The organism is Hyphomonas oceanitis (genome assembly GCF_036964545.1).
Taxonomy (GTDB): domain Bacteria; phylum Pseudomonadota; class Alphaproteobacteria; order Caulobacterales; family Hyphomonadaceae; genus Hyphomonas; species Hyphomonas oceanitis.
In genome coordinates this window covers 274,428-289,350 of the sequence record NZ_JBALTL010000003.1, presented here as the reverse complement: position 1 = coordinate 289,350, position 14,923 = coordinate 274,428, and the positions used below count along the sequence as shown (strand labels likewise).

The following is a 14,923-nucleotide window of genomic DNA, read 5'->3' as shown; positions in this document are numbered from 1 at the left end:
CATGTCCGGAGCCGATATTCGCCGCGCAGCAGCCGACCTGCTGACCCTGACCCTCGACAGTCGCCGCACGCTCGACGATGCAATGATGACGAGCCAGGTTTTCAATACGCTTGAAGGATCTGATCGCGGCTTCGCGCGCGCCATTGCGAGTTCGGCCCTGCGCCACCTCGGCTGGATCGACACGGCACTCGCCCCGCTCCTTTCCCGTCCCCTGCCCGCCGTGACGGCGCCGATACGCGCCCTGCTGCGCACCGGCGTGACGCAGCTCTGGCTGATGGATACACCGCCGCATGCTGCCGTGGGCGAAACGGTCGAAGCCGCAAAGGGCTGGCCCGAAGCACGCTCCGGCGGTGCTTTCCTGAATGCTGTGCTGCGCCGCGCAGACCGTGAGCGCCCTGACTTTGCACGCATGTCACCGCTCGGCATCTGGCCGGACTGGCTGAAGGACATTCTTGTTTCCGCTTACGGATCGGACGGCGCGGAAGCCCTCGCGGCCGCTCAGCTGAAAGAGCCCACGCTCTACCTCACCCCGAAATCAGACGCAGAAACTGTCGCTGGTGAAACCGGCGGTACAGCCGTGCCCGGCGGCGGCGTCGCCGTGTCGACCGGCTCTGTGGAAGACATGGACGGGTTCGCATCCGGTGACTGGTGGGTGCAGGATCTGGCCGCCATGATCCCGTCCCACCTACTGGCGCCCCAGCCGGGCGACACGATTGTCGACCTCTGCGCCGCACCAGGTGGCAAGACACTTCAGCTGGCCGCCGCTGGCGCCAGTGTGACGGCTGTTGACCGCTCAGCCCCCCGCCTGCGCCTGCTGAAGGAAAACCTTCAGCGCACGGGCCTGAAAGCGACAGTAATCACTGCCAATGCAGACGAATGGCGCCCGCCAGAACCTGTCATGAAAATTCTGCTGGATGCACCGTGCTCGGCGCTCGGCACACTGCGTCGCCATCCCGAAGGTGCCTGGATCAAGCGTGAGGCTGAAGTCGCCCGGTTTCCGGCAGCGCAGGCACGCCTGCTGGACGCGGCAATCGACATGCTCGCGCCCGGCGGCACACTGATCTATTGCGTCTGCACCCCGCTGCCCGCTGAAGGCCTCGACATTGTCGAAGCCGCGCTCGCTGCTGGTCAGGTCCAGCGCGCACCCATTACAGCCACCGATGTACCCGGATTTGCCCATGCGATCACGTCTTCGGGAGATGTGCTGACGCTGCCGGGCGGAGAGTCCGATCACGACACATTCTACATTTCCCGGCTGAAAAAGGCCTGATGGGCCGCTAGCGCCGGGATCGGCAGGGTTAATGGCCGTCAATCATGATGAAAAGTTCAGGATTTCCCGGCCTGTCCTGCCATTGAATTGCCCTGAATTGTCACAAGATAATCTGTACAGGTTCATCTGCTATTCAGCTGAAATCCCGCAAAGAGACCTCATTCAACGTGCAAGGAGCACTGATATGTTTGCAATTACTTCTTCCCGCGCTGTTCCTGGCAAGGTCATGGCTGGCGCGCTTGCCGCGCTTACGCTTGCTCTTGCGGGCTGCGCAAACAATCCCGGCGTCGGCACGACCAGCACGCAATCTGTTGGCCAGGCCTCGACCGTTTACCAGGGCACCGTCACGTCCGTGCGTTCCGTCACGATCAAGCCGGATCGCTCGCTTATCGGTACAGCCACAGGCGCCGTCCTCGGCGGCCTTGCAGGGTCTGAACTCGGCGGCGGCGACAAGGCCCAGACAGCTGGCGCCATTGGTGGCGCGGTACTCGGCGGCGTGGCCGGTAACGCAGCCGGCAAGGGCCTCGGCACCAAGCAGGGCTATGCCTACGTGGTTCGCTTCAATAATGGCGAAGTGAAAGAGATCATCCAGGGCGCAGATCTTTATATCGCGCCAGGCACGCAGGTCGACATCATTGCCGGCGCTGATGGCTGGAAACTGGTGCCGCGCGGCGGATACTAGGGTCGTGCCTCTCAGGAGGCATGTGCTGAAAATTTAACCACCCGGACAGCCGGCTGCCTTGTGCGGTCGGCTGTTCCCTTTTAGGGAGTTAACATGAGTAAGGTTCTAATTTCCCCATCGATTCTCTCGGCTGACTTTGCCTCTCTGGGAGAAGAAATTCGCGCAATCGACGCTGCTGGCGCTGACATGATCCACATTGATGTGATGGACGGCCACTTCGTGCCCAACCTTACATTCGGCCCGCCTGTCATCGAGATGCTGCGCCCCCACACGAAAAAACCGTTCGACGTGCACCTGATGATCGCGCCGGTTGATCCGTTCATTTCGGCCTTTGCCAAGGCCGGGGCAGACATCCTGACGGTGCATCCGGAAGCAGGACCTCATGTCCACCGCACATTGCAGGCGATTCGGGCCGCTGGCATGCGCCCCGGCGTTGCGCTCAATCCCGGTACGCCAGCCTCGATCGTCGAACCCCTGCTGGACAATGTCGACCTCATCCTGGTCATGTCGGTCAATCCGGGCTTTGGCGGCCAGAGCTTCATCGAGAGCCAGCTGCGCAAGGTGGAGCAGTTGCGAAATATGATAGACCAGACCGGCCGCGACATCATTCTGGAGATCGATGGCGGCCTGAATAGTGAAACTGCACCGCGCGCAATCGCTGCGGGGGTGACTGCGATTGTTGCGGGTTCTGCCGTTTTCAAGGGCGGGCCTTCAGCCTATGGTGACAATATTCGGGCGCTCAGACCAAGCGTTCATGTATAGTAGGTTACAGGATGGGCCGTGCCGTGGGTGGTGGAGACAGCGAATTCCGGGCCGACCGAACGCGCTCCAGCGCTGATGATGCTGCGATTTGGCGCCGGTTCCGGGGGATCGCGGGCGAAGATGCCCGGATAGGCGCCCTGCAACGGCTAAAGCTCACAGGGCCTGTCCCCACATCCTTTACATACGCCCTGCCCGACCTGATTCCCGCCGATACCTGGCGCGGCGAAGCCCTGATGCGCGATACTTGGCGAATCGGCATGGAGCGTCTGATCCTCGAACGGGCACAACCGCCATGGTCCGCGCCGCTCCCGTCGCGCCATTTCGCGGACAGGTTGCACCGGTTTGACTGGCTATCGGACCTTGTTTCGCAAGGGACCGTCGGGCAGGAACGCGCCGCCGGTTTTGTCGATTCCTGGATCCAAAGCTTTGGCACATTCAATGGATTTGCCTGGCGGGCAGAGCCGACAGCCCATCGCCTGTGGAACTGGATGCGCTGTTCCGAGGTCCTTTTCACTGAGGACTGCCCGCCGGAGCGCATGGAATGCCTTATGCGCCAGTTGCGCTATCTCTCTGAAATTCTTGACCAGACCACGAACCCGCGCACGCGCTGGATGGGTTCATGCCTTATGGTTGCCCGGGCCGTCTGTCTCGATGGCGCACATCGGCTCGACGAGGCCCTGGACCGCCTTGATGGTGAGTGCACCGCCCAGATCCTGCCAGATGGCGGCCATGTCAGCCGCAGTCCGGCACGCCTGCTCAACTCGCTGCTCAACCTTCTGGCCCTGCAGGCACTCCTGCAGAATGCCGGGCATGTCGTGCCTGAGTATTTCGACAAGTGGATCGCCCGCATGGGGGCCATGCTGGCCTTCTTCCAGACCGAAGACGGGGCCCTCAACCCGTTCAATGACGGCGATGAAGGCCGCCCCGAGGTCGTGGCCGCCGCACTTGACCGTCTCGCGGCGCCGCCGCGTCGCTTCACGGTCGCACCCAAGTCCGGCTTCCAGAAACTCCAGAAGGGGTCGCTGCGCCTTGTGCTCGATTGCGGCGAGGCCCCGCCTCCGCCCTTTGGCGATTATGCCCATGCCGGCGCGCTCGGCTTCGAACTGTCGGATGGTCCCGCCCGCCTGGTCACCTCCTGCGGCTATAGCGCCGAGGTCAATGTTGACTGGCAGGCGGCCGTGCGCCGCACAGGCGCGCATTCGACACTTGTGCTGGCGGGACGCGATTCCTCCAATTTCGTGACGAATGAAGAGACACGCCTGCTTGCCGCGATGGGCCCGGAAGGCATTTCCTCCAAGCGCCTTGAGGAGTCCGACGAGATCTGGCTCGACGCGCAGCATGGCGGCTACAAGACGGCCTGCGGCCTGCTGCACAGGCGGCGCCTCTTCATGTCAGGCGACGGCAGCCGCCTCACGGGAGAAGACTCCCTCGTGCGGCCGATCTCGCAGGCTCCGTCCGACGACAACAAGTTCATCAATTTCGAAATCCGCTTTCATCTGCATCCCACGGTAACGGCCATGATGGGCCGCGATGCGATCCGGCTCATCTGCGACAATGGCGCGATCTGGCGCTTCAAAACGAGCCATGAAGGCACCCGGCTTGAGCGCACAGTCTACTTGGCGCGGGGCAATGTCGAACGGCCCGAACAGATCGTCATGGCAGGTTATGCCGACCCCAATAGCGATGGTAGCGAACCGCCCAACTGCATCCGCTGGGCATTCCTGCAGGAGAAGGTCGCATGACCCCGCAACGTGCCGCCCGGCGGGCAATGTTCCTGACACTTGGTTTCGACAGCAGCATGGCTGCCCTGTCGATGGTCGCAGCCTCTGTCCTCGTCTGGTCCTCCGACGCCGTAGATGGGGCCTATTCCCTGGAATCCGCCATTCTGAGCACGAGCGTGTTCGTGCTTGCCATGCTGATCGGATTCCTGGTCCGCGGCGTGCAGAAACAGGTCTGGCGGCATATGGGCTGGCCCGACGCGGTAATGATCGTCCAGGCGATCGGCCTGTCGACGCTTTTTTACCTGCCGATCATGCTCGTGCTGAACGGACGGCTCGTCGCGCCCTGGGCAACCTTGCTGGTCGCAACGCTGCTCTGGACCCTCCTGCTGTTTGCCGGGCGCATGATCGCCCTGTCGCGCTCAACCCATACTCCTTTGCAGATTTTCAGCCCCGTTTCCAAGACCGGCCAGCCCGTCCTGCTCGTTGGAGACGCCGACAGCTGCGTGCCGGTGCTGCGACGCCTGCAGGGACAAGGGCCGGCGCGAAAGGTGCGTGTCCTTGGCGTTGTCGAGATGGAAGGCGCGGACCCGGGCCGGGCCATTCGCGGTGTGCCAATCATGGGATGCCTTGAGGACCTCGGTAACGTCATCGACATCCTCCGCGTGCGTTATGGCCAGACGCCCTGGCTCGCTGTGACCGGCGTGGCCCGTGAGCGCAAGGGCATGCTCAAAGTGCTCGAGATTGCCGCAAGTCATGGTGCTGAAGTCATGGCCTTCAGCGGTGACGAGGCGGCGCAGATCCTTGAGCCGGTGCACCCGGCCGACCTGCTGGCGCGTGCGGAACGCCGCCTCGATATCGAGCCGGTCCGTAATATCATCACTGGTGCCAGCGTGCTGGTTACAGGTGGAGGCGGCACGATTGGTTCCGAGCTGACCCGCCAGGTCGCGGCGCTCAAGCCTGCCAACCTGACCATTATCGATGCCTCGGAATTCAATCTCTACAGCATCGACATGGCGCTTCGCAGCCATGCCCCAAACGTCCCGGCGATGTCGCGCCTTGGCGATGTGCGGGACATCAGCCGCCTGACGGATGTCTTCCAGCGGGCGCAGCCTGACCTTGTGATCCATGCAGCCGCGCTGAAACACGTGCCCCTCATGGAGCACAATCTCTGCGAAGCGATCCTGACGAATGTCGGCGGCGCCGTGAATGCGGCCCGCGCCGCTGTTGCCGTTGGCGCCCGCCGGTTCGTCTTCATCTCGACCGACAAGGCCGTGGACCCGGACAATGTCATGGGCGCTACCAAACGCCTTGCCGAGATTGCCGTCAGCCGTATTGCCGCCGATTCCAGGATGACGGCCTCCATGGTACGCTTTGGCAATGTGCTCGGCTCGTCAGGTTCGGTCGTGCCCCTGTTCGAGCGACAGATCGCCGCTGGCGGTCCCGTCACGCTGACCGATCCGGGCGTCACCCGCTATTTCATGACCGTCGAGGAAGCCTCCTCGCTCGTCCTGCAAGCCGCCGCCCTGCAGGCCCATGAAGGTGACGCCGACCTCTTCGTGCTCGACATGGGCGAGCCCATTGCGATCCTTCAACTGGCCGAAACCATGATCCGCCTCAAGGGCCTCGTGCCGGGCGTCGACATCGAGATCGTCACGACAGGCCTGCGCGACGGCGAGAAGATGCACGAGGCGCTGACATACTCCCACGAGGAAATCAGGCCGACTGAGGTCGATGGCGTCAATCGCGTCGCCTCACCCAATGGCCATGGGGAACTGTTTGAAAAACAGCTCGCTGCGCTGCTCGAGGCCGCTGCCCGGCGCGAACGCTCAGAAGCCCTTCGCCTGTTGGGTGTGCTGGTGCCTGAATACGGCGCCAACCGGGCTGAACGGAACCGGCGCCAGAGCGCTTGACGCCCCGGTCGTTCGTGCTACCCCGCGCGGTAATTCAGCCAGCCGCCAGAGGATGACCCCATGACCGACGCCGCCCATAGCGGATCTCCCGTGCGTATTCGCCGTGCCCTGCTCTCCGTCTCCGACAAGACAGGCCTTGTGGATCAGGCGCGCAAGCTGGTCGCAATGGGTGTTGAACTGGTCTCCACCGGCGGCACATCGAAACTGCTCAAGGAGGCCGGCCTTCCGGTCAAAGACGTCGCGGACCTGACCGGATTTCCGGAAATGATGGACGGCCGCGTCAAGACGCTCCACCCCGCTGTCCATGGCGGCCTGCTCTACCTGCGTGACAATCCTTCCCATGTGAAGGATGCCGAAACCCACGGCATCGGCGCGATCGACCTCATTTACGTGAACCTCTACCCGTTCGAAGCGACCGTCGCTTCCGGTGCGGACTTCGAAACCTGTATCGAGAACATCGACATCGGTGGCCCCGCCATGCTGCGCGCCGCCGCCAAGAACGGCGCCTTTGTGGCCGTCTGCACCGATGGCGGCGACGTCGACGCCGTGATCGCCGACATGGAAGCCAATGACGGCAGCGTGCCCGTCTCGCTCTGCCGCAAGCTCGCCGCCAAGACCTATGCCCGCACTGCTGCCTATGATGCAGCCATCTCCGGCTGGTACGCGCGCCAGCTGGGCGACGCAGCGCCTGACTGGGCAGCCATTGGCGGCAAGCTGCAGCAATCCCTGCGCTATGGTGAAAACCCCCACCAGAAAGCCGCCTTCTATGTCAGCGGAGAGGCTCGCCCCGGCGTCGCCACCGCAAAACAGTTGCAGGGCAAGGAACTCTCTTACAACAATATCAACGACACAGACGCGGCCTATGAACTCGTCGGCGAACTCGGCGCCGAAGTGCCCGCCGTCGCCATCATCAAGCACGCCAATCCGTGCGGCGTTGCGCAGGCTGGTACAATTATCGAAGCCTATCGCGCCGCGCTTGCTTGCGATTCCACATCCGCCTTCGGCGGCATCGTCGCTCTCAACCGCCCGCTTGATGGCCCGACCGCCGAAGAGATTTCGCAGGTCTTCACCGAAGTTGTCATCGCGCCTGGCGCAGACGCTGACGCCGAAGCGATCTTCGCCAAGAAGAAAAACCTCCGCCTCCTGATCACGGAAGGTCTGCCTGATCCGGCTGCGCCGGGGCATTTCATCAAAACCGTCGCCGGCGGTTTCCTGATGCAGGACCGTGACTTCGGCCGTATCACCCGCGCTGACCTCAAGGTCGTGACAAAGATCGCCCCGACAGAGCAACAGCTGGACGACCTCCTCTTCGCCTGGCGCGTCGCCAAGCACGTGAAGTCGAATACGATTGTTTATGCGAAGGATGGCGCGACTGTCGGCGTTGGTGCTGGCCAGATGAGCCGGATCGACTCCGCCCGCATCGCTGCACGCAAGGCCGAGGATGCCGCCGAAGTCGCTGGCTGGTCCGAGCCGAAGACGAAGGGCTGCGTTGCCGCGTCCGATGCCTTCTTCCCGTTCCCGGATGGACTCTTGCAGGCTGCCTCAGCTGGCGCGCTGGCCGTGATCCAGCCCGGCGGCTCGATCCGCGACGACGAAGTTATCGCCGCCGCGGATGAAGCTGGTCTTGCCATGGTCTTCACGGGCATGCGCCATTTCCGGCACTAAGCCCCGATCAATCAGATCGAGACGATGATCTTGCCGAAATGCTTCTGCGACGCCTGATGGCCGAACGCATCGGCAATCTTGTTGAGCGGGAAGGTCTGGTCGAGCACGGGCTTGATACCATTGGCTTCGATGGCAGCGATCATGTCTTCCTGCATGCTTGCCGAGCCGACCGTAATGCCTGACAGCGTGATGTTCATCGAGAACAGCGCCGCCGTCGGCACTTCGCCGGAGACGCCCGTCAGCACGCCGATCAGCGAGATATGCCCGCCCATCTTGCTGGCCGCGATGGACTGCGCGAGCGTGCCCGGCCCGCCAATCTCGACCACTTCATCCACGCCGCGACCGCCTGTCAGTTCCTTGGCTTTCTTGCCCCATTCAGGGGTGCCCTTGTAATTGATCAGGTGATCGGCGCCGAGTTCCTTCAGGCGCTTCAGCTTCTCGTCGGATGATGACGTTGCAATCACGCGCGCGCCCGCTGCCTTGGCAAACTGAAGCGCAAAGATCGAGACGCCGCCCGTGCCTTGCGTCAGCACCCAGTCGCCCGGTTTGATCTTGGCTTCCACCATCAGCGCCCGCCAGGCTGTCAGCGCTGCGCAGGGAAGCGTCGCGGCCTCTTCGAAGGAATAGCCTTCCGGCATGCGTGTGAACGCCGTTTCCGGCGCTGCGACCAGTTCGGCGCCAAAACCGTCTGCGCCATCGCCCGGCACGCTGGCAAAGCCCGCCATCTGAGGCGGCCCGGCAGCCCAGTTCGGGAAGAACAGGCTCAGCACCTTATCGCCCACTTTGAATTTCCTGGCTCCTTCGCCCACGGCGACGACTTCGCACGCACCATCCGACATGGGGATACGCCCGTCCGGCGTCGGGATGCCACCCATCACGACGACAAAGTCGTGATAGTTCAGGCTGCTTGCCTTCACCCGGACAAGGATTTCGCCCCGGCCCGGCGCCGGATCTGCGCGTTCCTCAATGACTAGATTCCCGGGACCACCGGGCTTTTTGACGGCTGCAACTTTCATTGTGTTTCCTCCTGTTGGCCCCAGAGGTCGGGTGCCGACGTAAGGGAAGTCAAGCAGATCAGCCGGGTTCCGCAGTGAGATTGACGGTGTAGCAAAACTGTCCCGCCTCAGGGCGCAGCGTCTCGGCATTGATATAGGTCGCGCCAGATCCGTAATAATAGCCTTGCGGTGCGCCATCTCCGGCCCGCGCGAACACGGCGCAGATCTCGGCGTGCTGATCGTCCACGGGATGGATTTCAAAAGGCTCACCGCTGATCGGATCATCCTTCCAGTCCACATTGCTGCAGCCTTGGGCCAGTCGCGCAGGCGAACCAGGCTCCGCAATGGCCCGACGCGCAACCTGCATATCCCCCGGCAATGGCCCAATGCCCCGGCTGTAGCAGTTCAGCGCTTCCGCTGTTGAAACGACCGCCTGCAGGCGCATATCATCCCGCTGGATGTCGCGCGCCTTGCTCGGCCCGCCAATAATGACCAAGCCAGCGATAACGCTCGCCGATGCCACACCGGCCAGCGCCACGGCCAGCCAGTCTCCTGCGCTACGCGGCGTCCACATCGGCCTGGTCTCCCTTTTCCGCATCGCTGATGAAATAGGTGAAGATCGCCCCGGCAATCACGCCCACGACGAGCGACTTCAGCACGAACCGCACCGTCAGGTCACCGCCGAGGAAATTGTAGACCAGCGATGTCGCATCCCCCACGAGCGTACAGCCAGCGATCACGAGACTGAGATAGGTCAGCCATTTGCGGATGCGGGAGCGTTGCAGTTCCGGACTGCGCTCTCGCGCCCCGCGCAAGATGTAACCGAGCCAGAGGAAGATGGGCGTTGCGACCAGCACACCAGAGATGCCGCTGCGCACCTGCGCATCGCGGAAATGATAGGCATAACCGCCGGCTTCCACCTTGTCGGGAAAGGCATAATCGATCAGCGCAAACAGCAGCGAGCCAAGGCTGAACGAGACGATGCCCAGCAGGATGAAGAAAAGCAGATAGAGAAAGGCCTGCCTCGCCGAGAGATAAGGCTGCGGACGGGGCACGGCGACGGGAAAGGTGACATCCGAATAGACAGCCAGCGCGGTATCCACCTCGCCGTTCTTCCAACCAGCCTGCGTCAGCGCGCCATGAATGGCCTCGCGCGATTGTCCCTGCTGCAGGCTCTCCTTGACGAATTCCACGAGCGTCTTGTCGGCCATAGCGTCCCACTCCCTGTCAGGAATGCCAGCTTACCCCCTTCGCCCTGCTCAGGCCAGCAGAACTCAGATGCCGGCCCGCTGGAGCAGACGCTGGAACCCTTCCCAGAACTCCGCCCGGCGCTCATCTGTTTCCATCAGGATTTCATGCAGCGCGCCGTCGACCGTCACATGCTCGCAATCAGGCAGGCGCGCGCAGACCGCCGTATGCGAGGCATTGTCGACAAGCTTTTCCTCTGCCGCCGACGCCACGAAGACCGGGATCGTCACCGCGTTCAGCGCTTTCGCTTTGCCGAACGTGGACAGGATATTCAGCGAAGCATCGAGCCAGCCCCAGGTCACCGGCCCAAGCTCAAGTTCCGGCGCAGCGTCGCACAGATCCCGCTGCATCTGCCAGCGGCGCTTGTCATGCGTCACGATATTGGTCTCGAATGTCTCGGCCGGTCCTGGCTGCTGCGCATAATTGCCCGACCGGCCCGTCGCCCGCATGGCCCAGACGAGATAGCTCATGCCGAAGAACTTGGATTTGAGGCCCCACATCGGCGCGCAGAAGGCGGCCGCATCCACCTTGACCAGTCCTTGCGCAATCGCCGCCAGCGCAATTGCCCCGCCCATGGAATGGGCCAGCGACACGTAAGGGCGCGGTAGCCGGTCATCCAGCTTCTCCAGCCCCTTCGCGAGGGCGCCCATAAAGGTCTCGAAACGGTCAATATGGCCCTTTTTCGTGTCGTCCAGCAGGCGCTCGGACAAGCCCTGCCCCGGCCAGTCGATGATCAGCACGGCAAAGCCCATGGCCTGCAGCTCGCGCCCCACCTCGAAATATTTCTCGATGAATTCGGTCCGCCCGGGGCACACGATCACGGTGCCGCGCGGATTCTGGTAGGTCAGGGCCGGCGCGATACAGGCGCGCAGCGAACGCCCGCCGCTGCCCTTGAACCAGATGATCTCCGCGCCGTCAGGCGCGGGATTGTCCGGAACGGTCACGAAATCACTGCGCTGTGAGGCGTCTGAAGAAGGTCTATCTGTCATGGCATAAAAAAGCCGCCCTCAGGTTTCCCCGGGGCGGCTCCTTTTATTTGGAAAGCCGTCGCGGATTCTACGAGAACTTCTTCATCAGGCTCTGCAGTTGCATGGCAACGGACATGTCGCCTTCAACTTTCAGCTTGCCCTGCATGAAGGCCATGGTCGGGTCCATCTGGCCGCCGGAGATTTTCTGGAAGTCGTTCCAGTCAACCTTGATTGTGGCATCGGCCGGGCTGTCGGAATTGTCGACCTTGCCCGCAGCGCCGTCGATGAACAGCTTGCCAGCATCGCCAAAGTCGAACTTCACCTTTTTGGTAAAATCGCCGCCTGGCTCGACAGCGGATGAAGCCTTGGTTGTGAGTTCTGCGAGATCCATAACGGGGTCCTCCTTGGAATGGGTCTTGTAAGGGATAAAGCAGAGGGACATAGGGGAAAGCAAGTAAAGATTGAAGCCGAGGGGAATCGTTCAGCCTCGCCGCAATACCAATTCCAGGGCCAATTCAGGCCTCAACAATCGTCTCGAAGCCACCGAAAATCATGCGTTTGCCATCGAACAGGTGAGACGCCATGAGGCCGGTCTCCTCAAATTCATTCATGGCAGCCATGTTGCCGGTCTCGAGGACCTCTTTGGAGGGCCAGACAATCCACGAAAAAACCACCGTCTCGCCGGGTTCCAGCTTCACCGCCATCGGGAAACTTGTCAGCTTGCCTTCCGGCACATCCGCGCCCCAGGCTTCGACGACGCTGAGTGCGCCATGCTTCTTGAACACGACCGCTGCCGCTTCGGCCATCTCGCGATAGGCCTCCTTGTTCTCCGTCGGCACGGCAATCACGAATCCCATGACATAGGTCATTGCGATTTTCCTTTCTCACCCTTCAAAGGCGGCTTCCAGCGCCGCCACATCAAATTTTACCATATTCATCATCGCCTGCATCACACGCTGCGACTGTTCCGGCGTCCCGGCGCTCATCAGTTCGTAGAACTTTTTTGGAACGACCTGCCAGCTGAGGCCAAAGCGGTCCTTCAACCATCCACATGCGACCTCGCTGCCGCCATCCGTCAGCGCCGACCAAATCCGGTCCACTTCCACCTGATCCTTGCAGGTCACGGAAATCGAGAAAGCATCCGTATGCGGGTGACCCGGCCCGCCATTCATAGCCGTAAAGAGGACGCCCCCGATTTCAAACGTCACCAGCAGCACGGCTCCGTCCTGCCGCATCACATCGACGATCCGCGAATCCGGTATCACCGAGACATAGTATTCTGCCGCTTCCAGCGCGTTGCTGTCATACCAGAGGAAGGGCCTGACAATGGGAAGCTCGGTCATGCTTATGCCCTTCTTTCCATACTGGTCTCCGCAATGCCCGCAAACGGGTCGCGCCAGGCATCGATCGCAAGAAGCTGGTCATGCCAGCGCGCGACATTGGGAAAATCGTGAAGCGGAAGACCCGCGCCTTCGGCAAAGGGCAGGCACGTCGCCGTGCGGAAGTCAGCATAGGAGAGGCGATCCGCCACCAGCCATTCGCGATCGGCAAGCAGCCCGTCGAGAATGCCCGCCGAGTTGCGAAACGCAACCATGTCATTCTTCATGACCTTCGGATCCTCCGGCACATCCGAGAACTGTGGCCGTATCAGCCGCTCAAAATAGAACGTGCCTGCCGGGCGGGTCAGGTGGAGATTGCTCCAGCTGACCCACATCTGCACCTCCGACATTCTCTCATCGGTCGGCCAGAAGTCTGATCCCGCGATCTGCGACAGCCGGCACGCGATTGCATCGGTCTCCCACAGGGATTTGCCGTTCTCGACCAGAACAGGCACCAGCGTGTTCGGATTGATCGCCTTGAACGCACGCCGGTGATCAGGGTGCATGGGCGACGCCGCGATATACGCGACCGGCGAGTCCAGATGGCGCGCAACGGCCACGGCAACGCGCGGGTTCAGGTTCGGCGAATAATAGAGTTTCAGGTCTGGCATCGGTCTCTCCCCTCTCCGTCAGCTCGCCGCAGCGTCGGCCATCATGGCGTCCTGCAGGGCCTCGGTCGTGCGGGGCGCATTCTCACCCGGTGTCGCAATGGACCATTTGTGCCCGAATGGATCTTCGATCATGCCGTAGAGATCGCCCCAGAACTGGCGCGCGACCGGCATCAGGGGCTTGGCGCCGGCAGCCACTGCCTTGTCGAACACGCCCTGCGCATCGGTGACGGCGAGATGGAGCGTTACCGATGTGCCGCCCAGCGTCTCCGGGCTCTGCACTTCCATGTCGGGGAACTCGTCCACCAGCATCACCATGCCCGTATTGATCTTCACGGAGGCATGGACGAGGCGGCCATCAGGCCCCGGCAGACGGATCATCTCCTCGGCATCGAAGGCCTGCTTGTAGAAGGCGATGGCCTCAGCTGCGCCCCTGCAGACAAGGTGCGGCACAACCTCGTGCGCATCCCCGGGATTGGCGGGGTGGACGCGGACAGGCTCGGGCGGAAGGCTCTTGGCCAGCTCCTCCAGCTGGTCGGCCGCCTTGCCCCAGCCTTCGTGGAATCCCATCGCCTCATGCCCCTTCATCGCCTCTTCCGACCAGTGCCGGGCCACCGCGCGATAGAGCGTGGTGCCGTCGCCGAGATCCTTGAAGGTGATGATACTGGTCATGAACGGGGAATTCTCGGCAGGAACCCAGTCGCCCACATAGGCATCCGTGCCGACAAGGCGACGGCCGGGCACGACCTCCAGGTATTGCCCATGGACATGGTTCACCTCGCCGTCCGGCCCCTCCATCCGGTGATAACTGGCGCCGCCCGGCCGCAGGTCCAGCTTCGCTTCCGTCACGTTCCACGGTTTCGGGCAGAACCACTGGCAGACCAGTTCCGGCTCGGTATAGCAGCGATAAAGCGTCTCCGCCGGCGCGGCGATGGTCCGCTCAAGGACAAGATCAAACTCATGTGGGGTTTCAAGCGCAGTCGGGTCAGCCATGATGTTCTCCTTCAGAACGTATTACAGGCAGGTTGAACAGCATCCGCACATAACGGATCAGATGGTCGGCAGTGTCGCGTGCGGCCTGCGGATCATCCGCCGCCTTTGCGAGAATGAAGGCGCCCTGCAGCACGGCCTGCGTGTGCAGCGCGAGGCTCTCGGCGGTCCAGTCGCCCGTCACACCATGGCGCACCCGGGCAGCCTCAATGTCATTAACCAGTGTGAGCGCATGGCCCCAGATCGAATCCTGGCAGGCCTCGCGCAGCGCCGGCAGCGTTTCATAGGATTCCTGCACCATGGTTCCGACAAGGCAGGTGAACTCGCCAATCGGCCCCTCCAGCATGTCGCGCCGGTATTCGAGGTAACCAAGGATACGGTCCAGCGGGTCTTCCTCGGCCATGAAGGGCGCGCCGCCAAACAGCTCATTGGCGTGAAGTTTCCACGCCCCTGCCGCCGCAATGCCAAGGTCCACCTTGGTCGGGAAGTGGTGGAAGAAGGCCCCCTTGGTCACGCCCGCCTCGCGGCAGAGATCGTCCACGGACGTCGCATTGAATCCCTTCTCACGCACCACTTTAACGGCGGCGCCGATCAGCTTGTCTTTCGCGGGGGATTGCCTTGGGGCCATACAGTCTGTCTCCTGATCTAAAACATACCAACTGGTCGGTTTGTGAGTCAATACGGAATCTTGCTGACCTAGCGGCAAGCGAGCTGCGACTCCGGAA

At 62.3% G+C, this 14,923-nt stretch carries 16 protein-coding genes; 6 read left to right on the top strand and 10 right to left on the bottom strand.

Annotated features, from left to right (window positions below; translation table 11 throughout):
- Position 1 precedes the first annotated feature (1 nt).
- The 6 genes from V7651_RS10605 (at position 2) to purH (ending at position 8,010) form a co-directional block, all read left to right on the top strand.
- Positions 2-1,270, top strand: coding sequence for an RsmB/NOP family class I SAM-dependent RNA methyltransferase (locus V7651_RS10605; RefSeq protein WP_335613187.1), 1,269 nt, complete (start codon positions 2-4; stop codon positions 1,268-1,270).
- Positions 1,271-1,454: 184 nt separating this feature from the next.
- Positions 1,455-1,952: an outer membrane lipoprotein gene (locus V7651_RS10600; RefSeq protein ID WP_335590185.1), complete on the top strand. Its 498-nt coding sequence runs from the start codon at positions 1,455-1,457 to the stop codon at positions 1,950-1,952.
- A gap of 93 nt (positions 1,953-2,045) precedes the next feature.
- Complete coding sequence (gene rpe / locus V7651_RS10595) at positions 2,046-2,714, top strand: ribulose-phosphate 3-epimerase (RefSeq protein ID WP_335613186.1); 669 nt, start codon at positions 2,046-2,048, stop codon at positions 2,712-2,714.
- 11 nt (positions 2,715-2,725) lie between these two features.
- On the top strand, positions 2,726-4,456 hold the full coding sequence (locus V7651_RS10590) for a heparinase II/III family protein (protein ID WP_335613185.1): 1,731 nt from the start codon (positions 2,726-2,728) through the stop codon (positions 4,454-4,456).
- Complete coding sequence (locus V7651_RS10585) at positions 4,453-6,345, top strand: polysaccharide biosynthesis protein (protein WP_335613184.1); 1,893 nt, start codon at positions 4,453-4,455, stop codon at positions 6,343-6,345. The genes V7651_RS10590 and V7651_RS10585 overlap by 4 nt, the downstream gene beginning before the upstream one ends.
- A gap of 60 nt (positions 6,346-6,405) precedes the next feature.
- Positions 6,406-8,010 carry a bifunctional phosphoribosylaminoimidazolecarboxamide formyltransferase/IMP cyclohydrolase gene (gene purH / locus V7651_RS10580; protein WP_335613183.1) on the top strand — a complete coding sequence of 535 codons (1,605 nt, stop codon included), beginning with the start codon at positions 6,406-6,408 and terminating at the stop codon, positions 8,008-8,010.
- Positions 8,011-8,021: 11 nt separating this feature from the next.
- On the opposite strand, the gene V7651_RS10575 is transcribed toward purH, so the two are convergent.
- From V7651_RS10575 to V7651_RS10530, 10 genes are all read right to left on the bottom strand, one after another.
- The gene (locus V7651_RS10575) at positions 8,022-9,026 is read right to left on the bottom strand and encodes a zinc-dependent alcohol dehydrogenase family protein (RefSeq protein ID WP_335613182.1); all 1,005 of its coding nucleotides are present in this window, start codon (positions 9,024-9,026) and stop codon (positions 8,022-8,024) included.
- Between the two features lie 58 nt (positions 9,027-9,084).
- The gene (locus V7651_RS10570) at positions 9,085-9,579 is read right to left on the bottom strand and encodes a hypothetical protein (protein ID WP_335613181.1); all 495 of its coding nucleotides are present in this window, start codon (positions 9,577-9,579) and stop codon (positions 9,085-9,087) included.
- On the bottom strand, positions 9,563-10,216 hold the full coding sequence (locus tag V7651_RS10565; protein ID WP_335613180.1) for a DUF5671 domain-containing protein: 654 nt from the start codon (positions 10,214-10,216) through the stop codon (positions 9,563-9,565). The genes V7651_RS10570 and V7651_RS10565 overlap by 17 nt, the downstream gene beginning before the upstream one ends.
- A gap of 63 nt (positions 10,217-10,279) precedes the next feature.
- Positions 10,280-11,242 carry an alpha/beta hydrolase gene (locus V7651_RS10560; protein ID WP_335613179.1) on the bottom strand — a complete coding sequence of 321 codons (963 nt, stop codon included), beginning with the start codon at positions 11,240-11,242 and terminating at the stop codon, positions 10,280-10,282.
- A gap of 67 nt (positions 11,243-11,309) precedes the next feature.
- Positions 11,310-11,612 (bottom strand): SCP2 sterol-binding domain-containing protein, encoded by a 303-nt coding sequence (locus V7651_RS10555; protein WP_035536622.1) that lies wholly within the window; start codon positions 11,610-11,612, stop codon positions 11,310-11,312.
- 124 nt (positions 11,613-11,736) lie between these two features.
- Entirely contained in the window at positions 11,737-12,090 is a 354-nt protein-coding gene (locus V7651_RS10550; protein ID WP_035536619.1) for a DUF1428 domain-containing protein, read from the bottom strand.
- 15 nt (positions 12,091-12,105) lie between these two features.
- Positions 12,106-12,564: a VOC family protein gene (locus V7651_RS10545; protein WP_035536616.1), complete on the bottom strand. Its 459-nt coding sequence runs from the start codon at positions 12,562-12,564 to the stop codon at positions 12,106-12,108.
- A gap of 2 nt (positions 12,565-12,566) precedes the next feature.
- The gene (locus V7651_RS10540; protein ID WP_206741539.1) at positions 12,567-13,211 is read right to left on the bottom strand and encodes a glutathione S-transferase family protein; all 645 of its coding nucleotides are present in this window, start codon (positions 13,209-13,211) and stop codon (positions 12,567-12,569) included.
- Positions 13,212-13,229: 18 nt separating this feature from the next.
- Positions 13,230-14,201 carry an SRPBCC domain-containing protein gene (locus V7651_RS10535; RefSeq protein ID WP_335613178.1) on the bottom strand — a complete coding sequence of 324 codons (972 nt, stop codon included), beginning with the start codon at positions 14,199-14,201 and terminating at the stop codon, positions 13,230-13,232.
- Positions 14,194-14,826: a TetR/AcrR family transcriptional regulator gene (locus V7651_RS10530; RefSeq protein ID WP_335590198.1), complete on the bottom strand. Its 633-nt coding sequence runs from the start codon at positions 14,824-14,826 to the stop codon at positions 14,194-14,196. The genes V7651_RS10535 and V7651_RS10530 overlap by 8 nt, the downstream gene beginning before the upstream one ends.
- Between the last annotated feature and the right edge of the window lie 97 nt (positions 14,827-14,923).

Excerpts from the sequence above, each read along its gene's own strand:
- rpe (WP_335613186.1), top strand. The coding sequence starts at position 2,046 with ATGAGTAAGGTTCTAATTTCCCCATCGATTCTCTCGGCTGACTTTGCC.
- V7651_RS10550 (WP_035536619.1), bottom strand. The coding sequence starts at position 12,090 with ATGACCTATGTCATGGGATTCGTGATTGCCGTGCCGACGGAGAACAAG.
- V7651_RS10530 (WP_335590198.1), bottom strand. The coding sequence starts at position 14,826 with ATGGCCCCAAGGCAATCCCCCGCGAAAGACAAGCTGATCGGCGCCGCC.
- V7651_RS10600 (WP_335590185.1), top strand. The coding sequence starts at position 1,455 with ATGTTTGCAATTACTTCTTCCCGCGCTGTTCCTGGCAAGGTCATGGCT.
- purH (WP_335613183.1), top strand. The coding sequence starts at position 6,406 with ATGACCGACGCCGCCCATAGCGGATCTCCCGTGCGTATTCGCCGTGCC.
- V7651_RS10555 (WP_035536622.1), bottom strand. The coding sequence starts at position 11,612 with ATGGATCTCGCAGAACTCACAACCAAGGCTTCATCCGCTGTCGAGCCA.
- V7651_RS10545 (WP_035536616.1), bottom strand. The coding sequence starts at position 12,564 with ATGACCGAGCTTCCCATTGTCAGGCCCTTCCTCTGGTATGACAGCAAC.
- V7651_RS10565 (WP_335613180.1), bottom strand. The coding sequence starts at position 10,216 with ATGGCCGACAAGACGCTCGTGGAATTCGTCAAGGAGAGCCTGCAGCAG.
- V7651_RS10540 (WP_206741539.1), bottom strand. The coding sequence starts at position 13,211 with ATGCCAGACCTGAAACTCTATTATTCGCCGAACCTGAACCCGCGCGTT.
- V7651_RS10535 (WP_335613178.1), bottom strand. The coding sequence starts at position 14,201 with ATGGCTGACCCGACTGCGCTTGAAACCCCACATGAGTTTGATCTTGTC.
- V7651_RS10585 (WP_335613184.1), top strand. The coding sequence starts at position 4,453 with ATGACCCCGCAACGTGCCGCCCGGCGGGCAATGTTCCTGACACTTGGT.
- V7651_RS10590 (WP_335613185.1), top strand. The coding sequence starts at position 2,726 with ATGGGCCGTGCCGTGGGTGGTGGAGACAGCGAATTCCGGGCCGACCGA.
- V7651_RS10560 (WP_335613179.1), bottom strand. The coding sequence starts at position 11,242 with ATGACAGATAGACCTTCTTCAGACGCCTCACAGCGCAGTGATTTCGTG.
- V7651_RS10575 (WP_335613182.1), bottom strand. The coding sequence starts at position 9,026 with ATGAAAGTTGCAGCCGTCAAAAAGCCCGGTGGTCCCGGGAATCTAGTC.
- V7651_RS10570 (WP_335613181.1), bottom strand. The coding sequence starts at position 9,579 with ATGTGGACGCCGCGTAGCGCAGGAGACTGGCTGGCCGTGGCGCTGGCC.
- V7651_RS10605 (WP_335613187.1), top strand. The coding sequence starts at position 2 with ATGTCCGGAGCCGATATTCGCCGCGCAGCAGCCGACCTGCTGACCCTG.